Here is a 17,481-nt window from a genome sequence, read left to right as displayed (position 1 = left end):
GGAGATACGGTAAGCGGCATGGCACAGCCCACCCCCGCGCCGCTGCTCCGGGAATTCATCGCCATCCCGGAGCGGACCAGCACCAGTGACTTCGTTCTCAAGCTTGCCGACAGCGTCGCCGACGCCGACGCGACCCTGGACGAGTACGTCATCACCGACCGGCTGGTGGGCAACTTCGACGAGGCGCTCGGGCTGATCCGTTCGGCGGTGGAGGGGCACGCCTCCAAGGCCGCGTACCTGCACGGCTCGTTCGGCTCCGGTAAGTCGCACTTCATGGCGGTGCTGCACGCCCTGCTGCGCGGCGAGCCGGCGGCCCGGGGCCGGGACGAGTTCGCCCCGCTGATCGCCAAGCACAGCGTCTGGCTCGACGGCCGGAAGTTCCTGCTGGTGCCGTACCACCTGCTCGACGCCCGTTCGTTGGAGCAGCGGGTCCTCGGCGGGTACGTCGACCGGGTGCTCGCCCTGCACCCCGGCGCGCCGATCCCCGCCGTGCACCGTACCGACGCGCTCCTGGCGCAGGTCGCCGAGCTGCGCAAGCGGATCGGCGACCCGCAGTTCATCGCCGGGCTGCCCGGCGGTGACGCCGAGGACGAGTGGGGCGAGAACGAGACGTTCTGGACCAGCGACCGGCTCGACGCGGCATTCTCCGCCGCCTACTCCGACGAACTGCGCCGCAAGCTGGTCAACGACCTGTTGACCAGCTGGAACAAGGGCTTCTTCAGCAATGCCCGGGAGGACGCCGAGGCGTTCGTCTCGTTGGACCGGGGGCTGACCGAGATCAGCCGGCACGCCAAGGAACTGGGCTACCACGGTCTGATCCTCTTCCTCGACGAGCTGATCCTCTGGCTGGCCAACTCCATCGGCGACCAGCAGTTCGTCTCGCGGGAGATCCAGAAGATCACCAACTTCGTCGAGGGCGGCGACACCCGTCGGCCCATCCCGGTGGTCAGCTTCATCGCCCGCCAGCGGGACCTGCGCGAGCTGGTCGGTGAGGAGGTGACCGGCGCCACCGAGCTGAGCTACCAGGACAACCTCAACCTGGCCAGCGGCCGGTTCGACGTGATCAAGCTGGAGGATCGCAACCTGCCGGAGATCGCCCGCCGCCGGCTGCTCAAACCCCTGAACCCCACGGCCGCCGCCGCGATCGGCAACGCCTTCGACACCGCGACCAAGGTACGCCGGGAGGTGTGGGACACCCTGCTCGGCACCGACGCGGCCAGCGGCGCGGACATCGACGCCTTCCGGCAGACGTACCCGTTCAGCCCGGCCTTCCTCTCCACCCTGGTGCACGTCTCCAGCGCCCTGCAACGCTCGCGTACCGCGCTGAAGCTGATGCGTCAACTCCTGGTGGACCGGCGGGACACCCTGCGTCTCGGTCAGCTCGTCCCGCTCGGTGACCTGTACGACGTGATCAGCAGCGGCGGCGACCAGCCGTTCACCGAGAAGCTCAAGGCCGAGTTCGAGATGGCCCAGAAGCTGTACGACCTGAAGTTGCGCCCCCACCTGCTCGGGCAGTACACCCTCACCGAGGAGGATCTCGACCGGGCCCGCCGGGGTGCGGACCTGCCCGCTGAACTGGCCGGCCGGGTGCGCGCCTTCACCGGTGACGACCGCCTGCTCAAGACCCTGCTGCTGGCCGCGCTCGCGCCCAGCGTCCCGGCCCTGCGCAACCTCACCGCCCGGCGGCTCTCCGCGCTGAACCACGGCAGCATCACCAGCCCGATCCCCGGTGGTGAGGTGGCTCAGGTCGTCCGCAAGATCGAGGATTGGGACCGCCGGTTCACCGAGATCCGGGTAAGTGAGGGCGACGACCCGGTGGTCTCGATCGAGCTGGTCGGCGTGGACGTGAACAGCGTCCTGGCCACCGCCAAGCACTACGCCAACGACGGCGCCCGCAAGCTCATGGTCCAGCGCCTGCTCTGGGAGCAGCTCGGCGTACCGTGGGCGGACTCGTTCTTCAGCGAGGCCGGGCTGACCTGGCGGGGCAGCCGCCGCACCATCGAGCTGGTCTACGGCAACGTCCGGGACCCGAACGACGTCCGGGAGGACGCCTTCCATCCGAGCGACCGGGACGCCTGGCGGCTGATCATCGACTACCCGTTCGACGAGGGCAGTCACGGGCCGGCGGACGACCGGCAGCGGGTACAGGACATGAAGAGCCGGATAAGCCCCCGTACGGTGTGCTGGATCCCGGCTGCCCTTTCCGTGCAGCGTTCCGCAGACCTGAGCACCCTCGTCATGATCGACGCGGTGCTGACCGGGCAACGGTTCGACACCCACGCCGAGCACCTCAACCAGGACGACCGGCGCCGCGCGCACACCGTACTGACCAACCAGCGCACCTCGTTGCTGAACGGCCTGCGGAAGGTGCTCCGCCAGGCGTACGGGTTGGCGCAGAAGCAGGAGAGCGACGTACGGCTCGGGTTCGACGACCACCTCCAGTCGTTGACCCGTGCCCTGGAGCCGAAACTGCCGATGGGCGCGAGTTTCAACGACGCCCTGCGCAGCCTCGGTGACCAGATGCTCAGCCAGCAGTTTCCGGCCCATCCCGACTTCGATCCGGACCGCAAGGGTGAACCGGTGCGCCCGGCCGAGATCAAGGAAGTACTCGGTTACGTCCGGCGGGCGGTCGAGTCACCCGAAGGGCGGGTCGAGGTCGACCGGGCACAGCGGCAGACGATGCGCCGGATCGCCAACCCGCTGGGGCTGGGCAAGATGCACGAGGCCGCCTTCGTCATCGAGGGGCAGTGGGTCCAGCACTTCCAGCAAAAGGCCGCCAGCGCCGGCATCCACGACGAGCTGCGAGTGGCGGATCTGCTGACCTGGATCGACGAGCCGAGCCCACGCGGGCTCGATCCGCTCGTCGCCCAGCTCGTCGTGGCCACCTTCGCCGAACAGACCGACCGTGCCTTCTATCTGCACGGCAGTGAGGTGGTCCCGCCACCCGAACCGGGCCGGATCACCGGGGACCATGTGCTGCGCGAGCAGCGCCTCCCCACTGAACAGGACTGGGAGACCGCCCGGGCCCGGGCTGCCGCGATCTTCGGTTTCCAGCCGGTCGCCCTGCGCCGGGGCCGATTGGTGGCGATGTTCGGTCGGGACCTGATCAACGCGGCTGAGCGGTACCAGCAGAGTGCCCATGATCTGGTCAGGCAGCTGGACCTGCACGTGACGTGGCTGGGCATCGCACCGGACGCCACGACCGGTCGGCTCGCCACCGCCCGTGCCGCAGCCGACCTGCTGGCCGCGCTCGTCGCCCGCCGACCAGCGGTGGAGACCATCGAGTCGCTGGCCCGCGCCGACCTGGGCGGCCCGGCCGACCGGACCGGAAAGAGCATCAAGAGCGCGACCCAGGTCGCGGCGGAACTGGCCGCCGCACCCTGGGACACCTTCGAGATCATCGAGGGCCTGGCCGAGCCACACGCCGCCGAGGCCGCCCTGATCGTCGCCGAGCTGCGGGCCGCCACCCGGGCCGACGAGTTGACCACCCCACTCGCCCCGGCGCTGCGCCGGGCCCGGGCTGCGGCCACGGACCTGCTGCGGAGGGCGACCGCCCGGCAGCCGGGGCCACAACCGGACCGGACCAGGGATGCCGAACCGCTCGCGACGCCCGACAGGGTCGGCCGACCGGCGGGCCAGATCAGGGTCGGGGCAGCGGACCTGGAGCAGGCCGTCGCCGACCTGCGCGCCTTCGCCGAGGAGCATCAGGGCGCCAGCATCGAGGTCAGCTGGAGAGTCGTGCCGTGAGTACGGCACCCACCGCATCCCAGGCACTGCGGATCAACCCGGTCGCACTGCGCCAGAAGGTGACCCAGCAGCTCGACCGGCACCGCAACGGGGAGGCGTACCCGGTCCTGGTGGTCCGTGCGGAGCCCACCTGGCCGCACGACCCGGTGCTGCTGCTCCCGGACGGTCGCCGGGTCCGGGTCGCCGCCTGCGCCTCACCCCTCGCCGTGTGGGAGCACCTCTGCGTCGAACGCGGCGACGAGGTACTGGTCCTGCTCACCGACCTGGCCGAATCCGAACTCGGCCAGGGGGTGCGGAGCCGCATCTTCCGGCAACGGATCATCACCGTCGAGCCGTGGGATCTGGTGGTGGACGCCTTCGGGGCCCAACTGCCCGACGCCGCCCTGGAAGCAGAGTCGTGGGCGGGCGAGGCACTGCTCGACGCGACGCCTCCGACCGGCTGGCCTAAGCTCACCACCGCCGTGCTCACCAGGGACGTCGCGCTGCGACAGCTCGCCGCCGTGCGGCTCGGGCTGGACCGCCGTGGCGACGGCGCGGATGACCTCGACGTGGCGATGTTGCTGCGGTGGAGCGCCGAACCGGCCGCCGTCGAGGCGTTCGGGCTGCTCCGGGGTGCCGAGCGCGACGGCCTCGCACAGTGGCTCGTCGACCAGTTCGGCCGCCCAGCCAGGGCGCTCTTCGCGCTGATCGCCGCCGGGCACGGCCCCGATGCGTTACCGCTCGGTCTGGTCTGCGATGCGCTCTGGACGAGTGACAGCCCGGAGGCGGTGCGGGCACAGGGGCGCGTCGACCAGTACTTCGGAAACCTCGACGACGACCAGACCATCCGGGCCTTTGCCGAGGCTGCCGTGCAGGTGACCGCTGGGATGCTCACCGACCCGGGGCGGAAGTCGCAGGTCCGCCGGCAGGGTCATGCCATCCTGGACCGGGCCGAGGAACTGTTGATCCAGTTCGGTGCGACGGTCAGCGCCGGTCACAGCACGATCCTGCGCACCGGCTTCGTCCAGCGGACCGGTGCTGTCGCCGATGCCCTGCTGGCCGCTCTGCGTGATCCGGACGCCTCAGCTCCGGCGCTCGATGCTGCTGTCGACGACCTTGCCGGGCACCTGCTGGCCGAAACCGAGGCCGAGCGGGTCCAGCGGGTCCGCATGGCACACCGACTCGTGCGGTGGCTCGGCACCGGGACTCCCTCGATGCAGAGCGTCGCCGACGGCGTGGACCGACAGATCACCGAATGGGCCTGGGTGGACATCGCGGCCGAGCACGTCTGGGCCGGTGAGGACATCCACCCGGGCCTCCGGCAGGCATTCGGGGAGACCCACCGGCGGGTGCAGCAGCGGCGCCGGGAGCTTGACCGGGCCTTCGCGGAGCGGCTGGGCACCTGGGCAACGGCCGGGCCGGGCAACGACGGCGGGCTGCTCACCGTCGAGAACATCCTCTCCCGCGTCATCGACCCGTTGGTCCGTACCGAACGGCCGCTGTTGTTCGTCGTGCTCGACGGGATGAGTGCGGCGGTCGCCGTGCAACTCGCTGACGAACTCTCCGAACACTGGGTGGAGTACGACCCGGTCGCCGGGGGCGGTCCCGGTCGCCGGAGGGGCGTGGTGGCCGCCCTGCCCACCCTGACCGCCGTGTCGCGTACCTCGCTCTTCGCCGGTGCCCTGCGTACGGGCAGTCAGGACACCGAGAAGCAGATCTTCGACCAGGGCAGGTGGGGCAGGGGCTCCCGGATCTTCCACAAAGGGCCGGCACGGGGTGGCGCCGGTGAGGTGCTCGCCGATGACCTCGTCACCGCGATCGCTGACCTGAACCACCTCGTGGCGGTGGTCATCAACACCGTGGACGACTCCCTGGCCTACGGCCGGGACGGCGCCGAAGCCGGTTGGCAGCTCAACGATCTGGGCTTCCTGCGTAGCGTGCTCGACCTGGCCCGGTCCGCCGGTCGGGCGGTCGTGATCACCAGCGACCACGGACACGTCCTGGAACGCGGCGGCGAACATGTTCGGGTCGCCGACGCCGCTTCCGCCCGTCACCGCACCGGTCCGGGACCGCTGGGCGAGGGGGAGGTCGAGCTGACCGGACCCCGGGTGCTGGCCCCGGACAATCGCATCGTCGCCCTGTGGGACCCGTTGCTGCGCTACCGGCCGAGCCGGGCGGGCTACCACGGCGGCGCGTCGCTGGCCGAGGTGACCATCCCCCTGCTCGCCTTTCTCCTACCCAACGTGACCGACACGCCAGCCGGCTGGGCGGCGGTGGAAGGGCGCCAACCCGACTGGTGGCAGGTGACACCGGCAGCCGACCCGGTTCTGCCGGCCGTTACCGGTCCGGCATCCGGAGCCAGGTCACGCCGGAAGCCGGCGGTGGCCCCCGGGGAGACGCTGTTCGACGTACCGGAGGCAGCGGAGTCCTCAGGTACGGCCCCGACGGGTACCCCGGATGATCTGGTGACCGCCCTTGTCGCGACGGAACTCTTCACCGCGCAGCTGGGATCGACCCCGCGCCGGCTGAACCCGAGGAAGATCGAAGCCGCGCTGGCCGCGTTGGTCGACGCCAAAGGTGTACTGCCGATCGCCGTGGTCGCCGAACGGGCCGGTGAGGCGCCCTCCCGGGCCGGCGGGTTCGTCACCATGCTCCAGCGCATCCTCAACGTCGACAACTACCCGGTGCTGTCCGTCATCGACGGCGGACGGACCGTCCGGCTCGACATCCGGCTACTGCGCGACCAGTTCCGCCTGCCCGGAGTGGGGCGGTGAACACCGCCAGCCCCGCGCGACGGCGGGAGGTCATCGACGCGCTACGCCGGGGCGCCGTGCCGTCGGCCGGGCTGGACCTGTTCGCCGTCGGCCTGGACCGGTTCGCGACCGCGATCGACGCGGAGCTCGACACGGTTGCTGCCGGTGGTGCGGTCTTCAAGGCGGTCCGGGGCGAGTACGGATCCGGCAAGACCTTCTTCACCCGCTGGATCGCCGAACGTGCCAAGCGCGCCAACCTCGCCACCGCCGAGGTACAGGTCTCGGAGAACGAAACACCGCTGCACCGCCTGGAGACGGTGTACCGGCGACTCACCGAACGGCTCGCTACCTCGGCCTTTCCGCCGAGCGCCCTGCGGCCGGTGGTGGACGGCTGGTTCTACGCCCTCGAAGAGGATGTCCTCGCGGCCGGGAACGTCACGCCGGATGACACCGCAGCCCTCGACTCGGCGGTCGGTGTGCTGCTCGACCAGCGTCTCACCGCGGTCAGCCGTACCGCGCCGGCATTCGCCGCGGCGCTTCGTGGCTACCGGGCCGCCAACCTGGCCGGCGAAGCCGCCACCGCCGACGCCGTGCTGGCCTGGCTCGGCGGCCAGCCCCACGTGGCGGCTGCCGCCCGGCGGGCTGCCGGTGTCCGGGGCGACCTCGACCACTTCGCGGCCCTCAGCTTCCTCCAGGGTCTGCTCGTGGTCCTGCGCGACAGCGGTCATCCCGGCCTGCTGCTGGTGCTCGACGAGGTGGAAACCCTGCAACGGGTCCGCTCGGACGCCCGGGACAAGGCGCTCAACGCGCTTCGTCAACTGATCGACGAGGTGCACTCGGGCCGGTTCCCCGGGCTGTATCTGGTCATCACCGGTACGCCGGCCTTCTACGACGGACCGCAGGGCGTACCGCGACTCGCACCCCTGGCGCAGCGGCTGGCCGTGGACTTCACGACGGAACCCCGGTTCGACAATCCGCGTGCGGTACAGATCCGGTTGCCCGGCTTCAGCGTCGACTCGCTGGTGGAACTGGGCGGGCGGGTGCGCGACCTGTATGCCGATGGCTCCGCGGCCCGGGACCGGCTGACGGCTACCGTGGACGACGCCTACCTCAGGCAGCTCGCTCTGGCGGTTGCCGGTGGGCTTGGCGGCAAGGTGGGTGTCGCACCGCGCCTCTTCCTCAAGAAGCTGGTGGGCGAGGTCCTCGACCGGGTGGACCAGTTCCCCGACTTCGATCCCCGGCAGCATTACGCGCTCACCCTGTCCACCGCCGAGCTGACCGACGTGGAACGCAACGCCACCAGTGCCGACCACATTGATCTGGACGTCTAGGTGACGGCGGAGCTGCTGCACCCGGTGGTGCTGCACCACATCGTGAATTCGTTGCAGTGGCCGGCGCTGCGGCCCCTGCAGGAAGCCGCGGTGGAACCATTGATCACCGGCGACGATGCGCTGCTGCTCGCGCCGACTGCCGGAGGCAAGACCGAGGCGGCGCTGTTTCCGTTGCTGTCCCGGATGTCGCAGGAGAACTGGCATGGCACCGCGTTGCTCTACGTCTGCCCGCTCCGTGCGTTGCTCAACAATCTGTTGCCCCGCGTCGAGCACTATGCCGGCTGGCTCGGTCGAACTGCCGCCCTGTGGCATGGGGACGTCACCTCGGGGCGGCGGCGCAAGATCCTGCGCGAGCGGCCGGACATTCTCCTGACCACCCCGGAGTCGCTGGAATCCATGCTGGTCAGCACCAAGGTCGACCACGCGGAGTTCTTCGGGCAGCTCCGGGCGATCGTGGTGGACGAGGTACACGCCTTCGCCGGCGACGATCGCGGCTGGCATCTGCTGGCGGTACTCGAACGGCTCAGTCGGATCGCCGGCAGACCCGTCCAACGGATCGGGCTCTCCGCGACCGTCGGTAACCCCGACGACCTGCTGCACTGGCTGCAAGGATCCGGCCGGCGGCGTCGGGCAACGGTCGTCGCACCGGACCTGCCCGCGCCGACGCAGCCGGTGACGGCAGGCGACACCGTCCCGTCGCCGCCCCCGGTTGAGATCGAGCTGGACTACGTCGGTTCGGTTGACAACGCGGCCAAGGTGATCGCAACGTTGCACCGGGGTGAGAAACGGCTGGTCTTCTGCGATTCCCGGGCCCTGGTGGAAGAACTCGGTCAGAAGCTGCGCGCATTACAGGTCACCACGTTCCTGTCCCACGCGTCACTGTCCGCCGACGAACGGCGGCGTGCCGAGGAGGCGTTCGCCCAGGAACGGGACTGCGTCATCGTCTCGACCAGCACACTGGAACTGGGTATCGACGTCGGTGACCTCGACCGGGTCATCCAGATCGACGCCCCGGGCACGGTCGCCGCGTTCCTCCAGCGGCTCGGCAGAACCGGCCGACGCCCGGGGAGCACCCGGAACTGCCTGTTCCTCGCACTCGATGGTCCGGGACTGGTGCATGCTGCCGGACTGCTCACCCTGTGGGGCCGGGGTTGGGTGGAACCGGTGGTGCCCCCACCACAGCCCAGGCACATCATCGCCCAGCAGATCCTGGCGCTCTGCCTGCAACAGAACCGGGTCGGAGACCACCTCTGGCAGGACTGGTGGAACGGTCTGCCACCATTCGACGGCACGGCGGAGGTCATCGTCCGTCATCTCGTCGCGCACGGCTACCTCGATTCCGACGAGGGCATGCTCTTCGTCGGTCCGGCGGCTGAACTCCGGTTCGGTCGGCGGCACTTCATGGATCTCACCGCCGTGTTCACCGCCCCACCGCAGTTCACCGTGCTGACCGGCCGGACCGAGATCGGCCGGACCGATCCGGCACTACTGACGGAGAAGGTGGCAGGCCCCCGGCTGCTCCTCCTTGCCGGTCGGAGTTGGCGGGTCACCTACATCGACTGGAACCGCCGCCGGTGTTTCGTCGAGCCGGCGGACAGCGGCGGCAAGGCACTCTGGATGACCGGCGCGGGGCCGCGCGGCCGTTCGTACCAGTTGGTCCGGGCCATGCGGGAAGTCCTGCTCGGTGTCGACCCGCCGGTCAGGCTGACCCGGCGTGCCCTGACCCGCCTCACGGACCTGCGTGATGACGGCTCCGGCGTCGTGCATCCCGGTGGCACGGTGATCGTCCGGGATGGTGAGGGCGACCTTCGCTGGTGGACCTGGGCCGGATACCGGGCCAATGCCACCCTGACGGCCACCCTGGGCTCGCTGGCCGATCCGACTCAACGACCCGACGACGCGGTCATCCGCCTCCGGCATGACCTCGACCGGAAGACCTGGCTGTTCGGCACCGCACATGCTGCCGAACAGCTCTGCCTACCGGAGATCAGCGACAAGGCCCTTGCCGGGCTGAAGTTCAGCGCCGCCCTGCCGGAGCACCTGGCCCGGGCCACCCTCGCGGCCCGACTGGCGGACGTTGACTCCGCAGCTCTGGTGCTGGCCGAGCCGTCCCGGTTCGTTCACCTCTGACCGGCGGTACCCGGTCAGGGGGAGTACTTCCAGCGCAGCAGCAGGTACGCGCCGAAGTACGCCGAGCCGGCGGCCAGTACCGCCACCACGATCCACCGTTTCGGCCGGCTGGTCCGGCCCAGTGCCACCGCGACCGGCAGCAGCAGCGGGAACGCGGGCAGCAGGAAACGCGCCTTGGAGTGGTAGTACCCGTGCGCGCCGAGCGAGGTGGCCAGCAGCAGCGCACTGTAGAGCAGCAGTTGCCACGGCTGCCGGTCCAACAGGCTGAACACGAACAGCACACCGGCCAGCACCAGCACCAGGGTGACGGCGTACAGGGCGAGGGTTGAGCCGTCGACGAGGACGTTCTTCGCCACGCCGACGGTGTACCGGCCACCGTCGAAGGACATCTTCCAACCGTCGTTCTGGATGGTGAACCAGCCGTCCAGCCGGCCGGTCCGCCGGGCCACCCAGCCCAGGTAGCCGAGGTAGCCGAGCGGGGCGAGCAGCATCGCGACCCAGGGCCGCCAACCGTCGCGCCGCTGGAACACGGCGATCAGGGCGGCCAGCCCGACCACCGGGATCAGCGCGGACGCGGTCGGCCGGGTCAACCCGGCCAGCAGGCAGACCAGGCCGGCCGCCAGCCAGTTGCGGCGCAGCAGCGCGAAGAGGGTCCAGACGGCGAACGCGGTGAACAGTGCCTCGGTGTACGCCATGGACTGCACCACCGCGTGCGGCAGCGCCCCCCAGAGTACGGCGAGCAGGATGCCCACCCGCCGGTCGTACAGGTGGTTGCCGATGGCGAACAGGCCGGCCGCCGCAGCGAGGGCGGCGATCCAGGCGACCAGCACGGCGGTGCCCCCGGGGCCGAGCGGCAGCAGCGGCTCCAGGATTCCGACCAGCCCCGGATAGAGCGGGAAGAAGGCCATGTTGCTCTGCCCGGCCCCGCTGTCGTACCCCCGCTCCGCGATCGCCAGGTACCAGCTCGCGTCGGCCCGGGTGGCGAGCAGGGTACCCGCGCTCCGGCCGCTGGCCTGGGCCCAGGCCCAGAGGACCGCCAGCCCGGCGAGCCGTACCGCCAGGTAGCCGACCAGGGCCGGCCAGGCCAGCCGAAAGAACCCGCCGATCATGGACTTGTGGTGGGCATCTTGCCCCGTCACGTCGTTTTTGGGGGGCACCACAACTCCATGATCGGCGGGGGAGGCGTTGACGCCGGAGGGGCGGTGGGGGGTGGTGGTCATCGGAATCAGGGGACCTTTTCGGTGGCGGGGATCCGGAACAGCTCGTCGAACTGGTGCCGGGTGACGCTCCAGTCCCAGGTTGCCAGCGCGTACGCCGAGGCGGCCTCGCCGGCGGCCCGCCAGCTCTCCTCGGTGGCGGTGGCCGTGCGGATCAGCGCCGCCGCCTCCTGCGGCGTACCGACCACCCAACCGGCCGGGAAGAGGGTACGGGCGCTGTGTGCCCGCCCGGCGAAGAACGGCCAGTCCCGCACCACCGGGACGGCACCACTGGCCGCCCCCTCGACCAGCGCGCAGTGGAAACTCTCCCGCACCGAGCTGCTCAGGATCACCCCGATCCCGGTCAGCGCACCGGGTACGTCCGAGGTGTGCCCGACCCGGACCACCGCCCCGGACGGTTCCAGCTCGGCCAGGTCGGCGTCGAGCGCGTCCTGGTACTGCCGGACCGAGGTACTGGCCGCCGGGTCCAACCCGGAGCCGATGAGCAGCAGCCGGTAGCGCGGGTCCACGGCCCGCAGTTCGCGCAGCACCTCGATCGCCCAGCGTGGGTCCTTGGCGACCGCGCTGGTCCCGATCAGGCCCAGGGTGAACCGGGCGGCCGGATCCTTCGGCCGGGGGTACGGTCGCAGGTCCATCGCGTTGGCGATCACCGGCAGGGCCGGGGCCTGTTCACCCTGTAGGGCCGGCAGCACCTCGACCGCCAGGTCCCGCAGGTGCTCGGAGACGAGAAGCAGCTCGTCCACCCGGGAGAAGTCGATCAGGTGCGGCCAGAAGCTGAGCGCCTCGAAGCTGTGCAGCCGCATGATCACCCGGGTGTCGCCCGGGTCGACCAGGGTGAGCAGCGCGGCGGTGGCCACGGTCCAGTCCACGAAGACGGTGTCCGCCCAGTCCAGGTGCGGCCGGAACCACTCCTCGACCCGGTTACCGAACTCGGTCGCTCCGGTCAGCCGGTGCTCCACGATCGCCCCGGCGTTGCGGATCAGCGTGTCACCCACCGGGTCCTGCGTCAGGTGGACGTACCGCAGCTCCACCCCGGGCAGGTCGGCGTAGCGGGCCCGGATGTCGGTGAGGAAGTGGTCGTTGCCGTTGGTGGCGATCAGCAGTCGCAGCGGCCGGTCGGCCGGTGGCGTCGCGGCCGGCTTCTCCCGCCCCCGGGGCGCAGCCAAGGCCTGGGCGGCGCGGCTGCCGCGCAGCGGGGCCAGGAAGCCGGCCGGATCGCCGGCCAGCGGCGAGGTGAGCTGGTCGAAGTGCGGTACCCGGTGGAACAGCAGCCGCATCGCCTTGTACAACGACTGGGCCGCCTTGCGCGGGTTCTTCCGGCCCAGCCAGTCGTCGGCCACCGCCAGTTCGGCGGTGACCGCCTCGCGCAGGCAGACCGGTACCCGGCCCATGGCCAGCTCCTCGGTCGCCTCGCGCATCAGCAGCTCCGCCCGCGCCCGCTTGTCGGCCATCCGGGCGCTGGCCGCCTTCGACGCCGAAGCGGCCTGCCCGGGTCGGTCGGCCCGGACCGCGCGTACGTGCAACCGGTAGGTGAGTCCACCGCGTACCCGGTCCGGCAGGCCCGGCGCGGCCACCACGGTCCGCCAGAGCCGGGCACCGGCCCGGCTGCGCAGCACCGCCGGAGCCATCGTCGCCTCCAGCGACTCCTTGACCCCGGTGACGGCCGAGCGGCGGGCGCCCCGGGCCAGGATGCCGGCCCGGGCCGAGACCACGTCGCCCAGACCGGTCCGCGCCGGCCGGTGCGTCCCCTCGTGCCGGGCCCGGATGACCTTCCCGGCCGGGCCGAGCCCGTGGCAGGCGTCCGCCCGGGGCTGGCGCTGCGCCATCTCCCACACCGTGTGCACGGCCAGCCCGTCCAGGGCGACCAGCACGTCGGCCGTCCGGACCCGCTGCCGGACCCAGCCGTCGTGCCAGGCCCGCAGCCACACCGCCCGGCTGGGCTGCTGGTTACGGGCGAGCGTACGCCGCAGCTTCGCATCCGGCTCGGTGGCGCGCAGACTGTGCAGCTCGGCCAGCGCCGGGTCGATGGTGAACCCGTCCAGCGCGAAGTCGCAGACGATGCCGACCCGGGCACCCTGCGCCCGGAACCGGCCCAGCGCCTCGACGAGTACCGACTCCTGCTGCGGTCGGTCACCGGCCACGATGAGCACGTTGGTCATGACGGGTTGCCTCCGGTCGGGCGGGTCGGAACGGCCGGGGTCGGTTGGGTCGGCCCGGCGGCCGGGCTCGCCTGGGCGGCGGCCGGGGTCAGGGTGGCCTGGGCGGCGGGCCGGGCGAACCGGGTGGCCTCGGCGACGGCGGGCGCGAGCTGGGCACCCCGGGCGAACCGCTGCGCGTGCTCCCGGGCCGCCGCCCGGTCGGCGTCGTCGGCGCGTACCGCCAGCCGGGCGGCCTCGACGAACGAGGCGGTCAGCCGCTTCGGGTCCAACCCGACCGCGCCGGTCCAGAGCGGATGACCGGCCAGCACCGTCGCCGCGTCGTGGTCGACCTCGTGGGCGGAAAGCACCGGCAGTCCGCTGGCCGCGTACTCGTAGACCTTGCCGGAGGTGACGTACCGGCCGCCGACCAGCATCAGCACCAGCGCGTCCCAGCGTCCGTAGGTGGCGGCCACCTCGGCCTTCGGTACCGGGCCGCCGAACTCCACCCCGTCGGCCGCCGCCGCGCGCAGCAACTCCATGTGCGCGTTCGCCTCGCGCAGCGCACCCGCGCCGATGTGTCCGCGTACCTCGAACCGGCTGCGGGCCAGCAGCGGCTCCTCCCGGCGGGCGTTGCGCCAGCCGGTGAGCACCGAGTCCAGCAGTGCCGGGGCGAAGTTGATCGAGCCGAGGTAGCCGAAGGTCAGTCCGGCCTCCGGGTCGGGCCGGTGGGTGGTGGCCGGTACGCAGTCACCGTCGTAGCCGTTGCGGACCACCCGGACCCGGTCGGCGATCACCGGGTAGCGCTGCCGGTAGAAGTCGGCGATCGGCTCGTTGACCGCCCAGACCGCCCGGGCCTGCTCCAGTACCCGCTTCTCCCACCGGTCGGCGGGAGTGTTCTCGGCGAACGCGGTGGTCCCGGCGATCACGTCGACCGACCAGCCGTCCCGGAAGTCCACCACGTACGGCACCCGGTACTCCTGCCACAGCTTCCAGGTGGCGGCCAGGTTGACGTACGGCGCGCAGGTGGTCATCAGCAGGTCGGCGGCGTGCGCCCGGTGTACCCGCAGCAGCGCCTTCTCCAGCGCGAACCGCCAACCGCCGAAGACCGGCTCGGGGAAGATCCTCAGCTCCTCCCGGCGCTGCTGGTCGATCCAGTGCTGCGGGCGCAGCGACCGGGCCTCGGAGAACGCCCGGATGTCGGTTTCCAGGTCGGTCCGGGCCAGCGGTACCTCGACCACCTTCACCCGGGGGTCCACCCCGGCGGAGAGGGTGTGGTCCAGCCCGTACTCGCGTTCCCAGGCGGACTCGGAGATGGTGATGACGGTGACGTCCCAGCCCAGCGCGCAGAACTGGTTGGCGGTCTCGCGCATCCGGTACGCCGAACTCTTCGCCGCCGGCGGGAAGCCGATGGCGAGGTAGATGACGTGCGGTCGGGGGCCCCGACGGGGCCGGGGTCGGGTGGCGCGGGCCAGCCGGGCGAGCGGTGAGGGGAGTCGCTTCTGCATCGCGCTGTTGCCGATCTTCCTGGTTACCGTCAGGGGTGAGGGGCGCTGCCGGTGGTGTCGGTCGGTCAGATGGTGTCGGTCGGGTGGTGTCGGTCGGTCAGCTGGTGTCGGTCGGGTGGTGTCGGTCGGTCAGCTGGTCTCACCGGCGAGCACCGCGACCACCCGCTGTGCCGCCCGTCCGTCACCGTACGGCTCGCCCCGACCGGCCGTCGGGGCGGCGCGGGTGACGATCTCCGCCCACGCCGTGGCGCCCAGCTCCTGCGGCTGCGGGACCAGCCGGTTCCAGCCGTCGACGAGGGTCTCCGGCCACTCGGTCTCCGGCCGCAGCGTGGTGCAGGGGCGACCGAGCAGGTACGCCTCCTTCTGGAGCCCGCCCGAGTCGGTGACCACACCGACCGCGCCGAGCACCCCGGCGACCATGCCCGCGTACGGCAGCGGACGGCCGATCCGCAGCGCACCCCGGGCCAGTTTGATCCCGTGCTGCTCGGCGCGGGCCAGCAGCCGGGGGTGGGCCAGCAGGGCCACCGGCAGCGGCAGCCCGGCCAGCGCGGTGACCAGTGCGTCGAGGCGGGCCGGATCGTCGGTGTTCTCCGCCCGGTGCAGGGTGGCCAGCAGGTACGGCGCGTCCGGGTCGATCCCCTCGGGCAGTGCGGGTGGGGTCTGGCCACCGGCGAGCACCGTGTCGCGTACCCCGAGGCAGGCGTCGACCATCACGTCACCGACCAGCCGGGAGCGGGCGGCCAGCCCTTCCGCCGCGAGATGCCGCATGGCCTCCTCGGTCGGGGCGAGCAGCAGGTCTGCGGCGTGGTCGGTGAGTACCCGGTTGTGCTCCTCCGGCATCCGGCGGTTGAACGAGCGCAGCCCGGCCTCCAGGTGTGCCACCGGCAGGTGCTGCTTGACCGCGCTGAGCGCACCGGCCAACGTCGAGTTGGTGTCGCCGTAGACGAGTACCCAGTCGGGGCGTTCGGCGGCGAGCACCGGGTCGAGCGCGGCGAGCGCGGCGCCGGTCTGCGCCCCGTGCGATCCGGAGCCGATGCCGAGGTGCACGTCCGGCGCCGGGATGCCGAGCCCGGTGAAAAAGACGTCGGAGAGGTCGGCGTCGTAGTGCTGGCCGGTGTGCACGATCACGTGCCGGTGGCCGGTGCCGGCGAAGGCAGCGGCGATGGGGGCGAGTTTCACCAACTGGGGACGGGCCCCGACGACGCTGACGACCTTCACTTCGCGGTACTCCAGGTGTGGTTCGGGGAATCATCCGGCACGGGAGACCAGAGCGGCCCGTACCGCCGCGTGTCCCGACCGGTGACCAGGAGGGCGTATCCGACACCTCTCCTGGTGACACCGACGCCCCGGAGTCTAGCCAGTGGCAGCGGGCGGTTGCCGTAGACTCGCCCCGGCCCGCCGGGAAGGCCCGTGGTGCCCGTCGGTGACCGGCCCGCAGAGCACGGAGGGGCACACGATGGTGGTTGACGGCGCCGCGCAGAAACGGCGTGGCCGGATCGTCATGCTGGTGGACAACGGCGTCAACGGGGACTCCCGGGTGCAGAAGGCGGCGCGTAGCGCGGCCGAGGCGGGCTGGGAGGTCGTCCTGCTCGGCAAGTCGCCGACCGGCCGGCCGCAGAGCTGGCGTCTCGGGGACGCCGAGGTGCGCCTGCTGCCGGTCCCGGCGCCGCTGGCCCGGCCCCGCCACCAGTACCGCCGCCGCTGGCTGCGCGGGCTGCTCGGGTACCCCCCGGGCGGGATCGCGGCCCAGCGCGCCCAGACGGTCCGGGCGTGGCGGGCCGACCTGGCGTTGCGGGACGCGCAACGGGCGGCGGCAGTCAGGACCGGTGTGGCGGCGCCGGGCGGGCTGCGTACCGGATCCGGGGTGCGGCGCGCCGAGGAGACCGCGGTCGGGCTGCTGGACCGGTGGGTGTCGTTCCGGGACCGCCAGACCACCCGGTCGCCCCGCACCATGCACGGCCCGTTCGACCGGGCGGTGACCGCGTTCTGGCAGGCGACCATGGGGGACCGGGCCTGGCGGAAGCTGGAGCCGGGCCTGTGGGACTGGGAGTTGGCCTTCGGCCCCGTGGTGGACAGCCTCGCGCCGGATCTGATCCACGCGAACGACTTCCGGATGCTGGGGGTGGCGGCGCGGGCCAAGATCCGGGCCGCCGTCAAGGGGCGGTCGGTCACGCTGGTCTGGGACGCCCACGAGTTCCTGCCCGGGGTACGCCCGGTGCGGCACAACGCCCGCTGGCTGCCGGCGCACTGCGCGCACGAGCGGGAGTACGCCCGGCACGCGGACGCGGTGATGACGGTCTCCGAGTCGCTGGCCGAGCTGCTCGCCTCGACCCACGGGCTGGCGGAGACCCCGGCGGTGGTGCTGAACGCCCCGGAGGCGGTCTCCGCGCAGGCGACGTCGGGCGCCGAACACGGTGCCGAGCCGGTGCCGGATCTGCGGGCGCGGTGCGGGGTGGGTCCGGACACGCCGCTGCTGGTGTACAGCGGTGCCGCCGCCGAGCAGCGTGGCCTGGGGGTCATGGTGGAGGCGCTGCCGCAGCTCCCCGGGATGCATGTGGCGTTCGTGGTCAACTCGCCTGAGGGTCCGTACGTGCAGGGGCTGCTCGCCCGCGCCGGGGAGCTGGGCGTGGCGGATCGGGTGCATGTGTTGCCGTATGTGGCGCACTGGCAGGTGGTGCCGT

Annotated in this window: 9 protein-coding genes; 5 read left to right on the top strand and 4 right to left on the bottom strand. The window is 71.7% G+C overall.

Translation table 11 applies throughout. From position 1 onward, the window contains the following. The first annotated feature begins 18 nt into the window (after window positions 1–18). From pglY to V6U90_RS14265, 4 genes are read left to right on the top strand one after another with little or no spacing between them, the layout of a single operon-like run. A complete protein-coding gene (gene pglY, locus V6U90_RS14280) occupies window positions 19–3,747 on the top strand; it encodes a BREX-2 system ATPase PglY (RefSeq protein ID WP_334435629.1) in 3,729 nt (1,242 codons plus the stop codon). Continuing rightward, entirely contained in the window at window positions 3,744–6,500 is a 2,757-nt protein-coding gene (gene pglZ, locus V6U90_RS14275) for a BREX-2 system phosphatase PglZ (RefSeq protein WP_334435626.1), read from the top strand. The genes pglY and pglZ overlap by 4 nt, the downstream gene beginning before the upstream one ends. After that, complete coding sequence (gene brxD / locus V6U90_RS14270; protein ID WP_334435623.1) at window positions 6,497–7,810, top strand: BREX system ATP-binding protein BrxD; 1,314 nt, start codon at window positions 6,497–6,499, stop codon at window positions 7,808–7,810. Before pglZ ends, brxD begins: the two co-directional genes overlap by 4 nt. Further along, the gene (locus V6U90_RS14265) at window positions 7,811–9,940 is read left to right on the top strand and encodes a DEAD/DEAH box helicase (protein ID WP_334435620.1); all 2,130 of its coding nucleotides are present in this window, start codon (window positions 7,811–7,813) and stop codon (window positions 9,938–9,940) included. It abuts the gene before it with no gap. Between the two features lie 14 nt (window positions 9,941–9,954). Here the strand turns inward: V6U90_RS14265 and V6U90_RS14260 are convergent, their stop codons facing one another. From V6U90_RS14260 to wecB, 4 genes are all read right to left on the bottom strand, one after another. Beyond that, the gene (locus V6U90_RS14260; protein WP_334435618.1) at window positions 9,955–11,160 is read right to left on the bottom strand and encodes a hypothetical protein; all 1,206 of its coding nucleotides are present in this window, start codon (window positions 11,158–11,160) and stop codon (window positions 9,955–9,957) included. A gap of 5 nt (window positions 11,161–11,165) precedes the next feature. Further along, the gene (locus V6U90_RS14255; RefSeq protein ID WP_334435616.1) at window positions 11,166–13,316 is read right to left on the bottom strand and encodes a glycosyltransferase family 1 protein; all 2,151 of its coding nucleotides are present in this window, start codon (window positions 13,314–13,316) and stop codon (window positions 11,166–11,168) included. Next, on the bottom strand, window positions 13,313–14,800 hold the full coding sequence (locus tag V6U90_RS14250; RefSeq protein WP_334435614.1) for a glycosyltransferase: 1,488 nt from the start codon (window positions 14,798–14,800) through the stop codon (window positions 13,313–13,315). The genes V6U90_RS14255 and V6U90_RS14250 overlap by 4 nt, the downstream gene beginning before the upstream one ends. A 129-nt stretch (window positions 14,801–14,929) precedes the next feature. Beyond that, on the bottom strand, window positions 14,930–16,018 hold the full coding sequence (gene wecB, locus V6U90_RS14245; RefSeq protein ID WP_334435611.1) for a non-hydrolyzing UDP-N-acetylglucosamine 2-epimerase: 1,089 nt from the start codon (window positions 16,016–16,018) through the stop codon (window positions 14,930–14,932). A 283-nt stretch (window positions 16,019–16,301) separates the two neighbouring features. Between wecB and V6U90_RS14240 the strand changes: the two genes are divergently transcribed. Further along, on the top strand, window positions 16,302–17,481 hold a 1,180-nt coding region (locus tag V6U90_RS14240; RefSeq protein WP_334435797.1), incomplete at its 3' end, for a glycosyltransferase.

Source organism: Micromonospora sp. CPCC 206060 (assembly GCF_036906895.1).
Taxonomy (GTDB): Bacteria; Actinomycetota; Actinomycetes; order Mycobacteriales; family Micromonosporaceae; genus Micromonospora.
The sequence above is the reverse complement of the archived record's forward strand: the minus strand, read 5'-3'. Positions and strand labels throughout refer to the sequence as shown.

What these genes read in the sequence shown, in the direction of transcription:
- pglY (WP_334435629.1), top strand. Translation starts at nt 19, where the DNA reads ATGGCACAGCCCACCCCCGCGCCGCTGCTCCGGGAATTCATCGCCATC.
- V6U90_RS14250 (WP_334435614.1), bottom strand. Translation starts at nt 14,800, where the DNA reads ATGCAGAAGCGACTCCCCTCACCGCTCGCCCGGCTGGCCCGCGCCACC.
- V6U90_RS14255 (WP_334435616.1), bottom strand. Translation starts at nt 13,316, where the DNA reads ATGACCAACGTGCTCATCGTGGCCGGTGACCGACCGCAGCAGGAGTCG.
- V6U90_RS14260 (WP_334435618.1), bottom strand. Translation starts at nt 11,160, where the DNA reads ATGACCACCACCCCCCACCGCCCCTCCGGCGTCAACGCCTCCCCCGCC.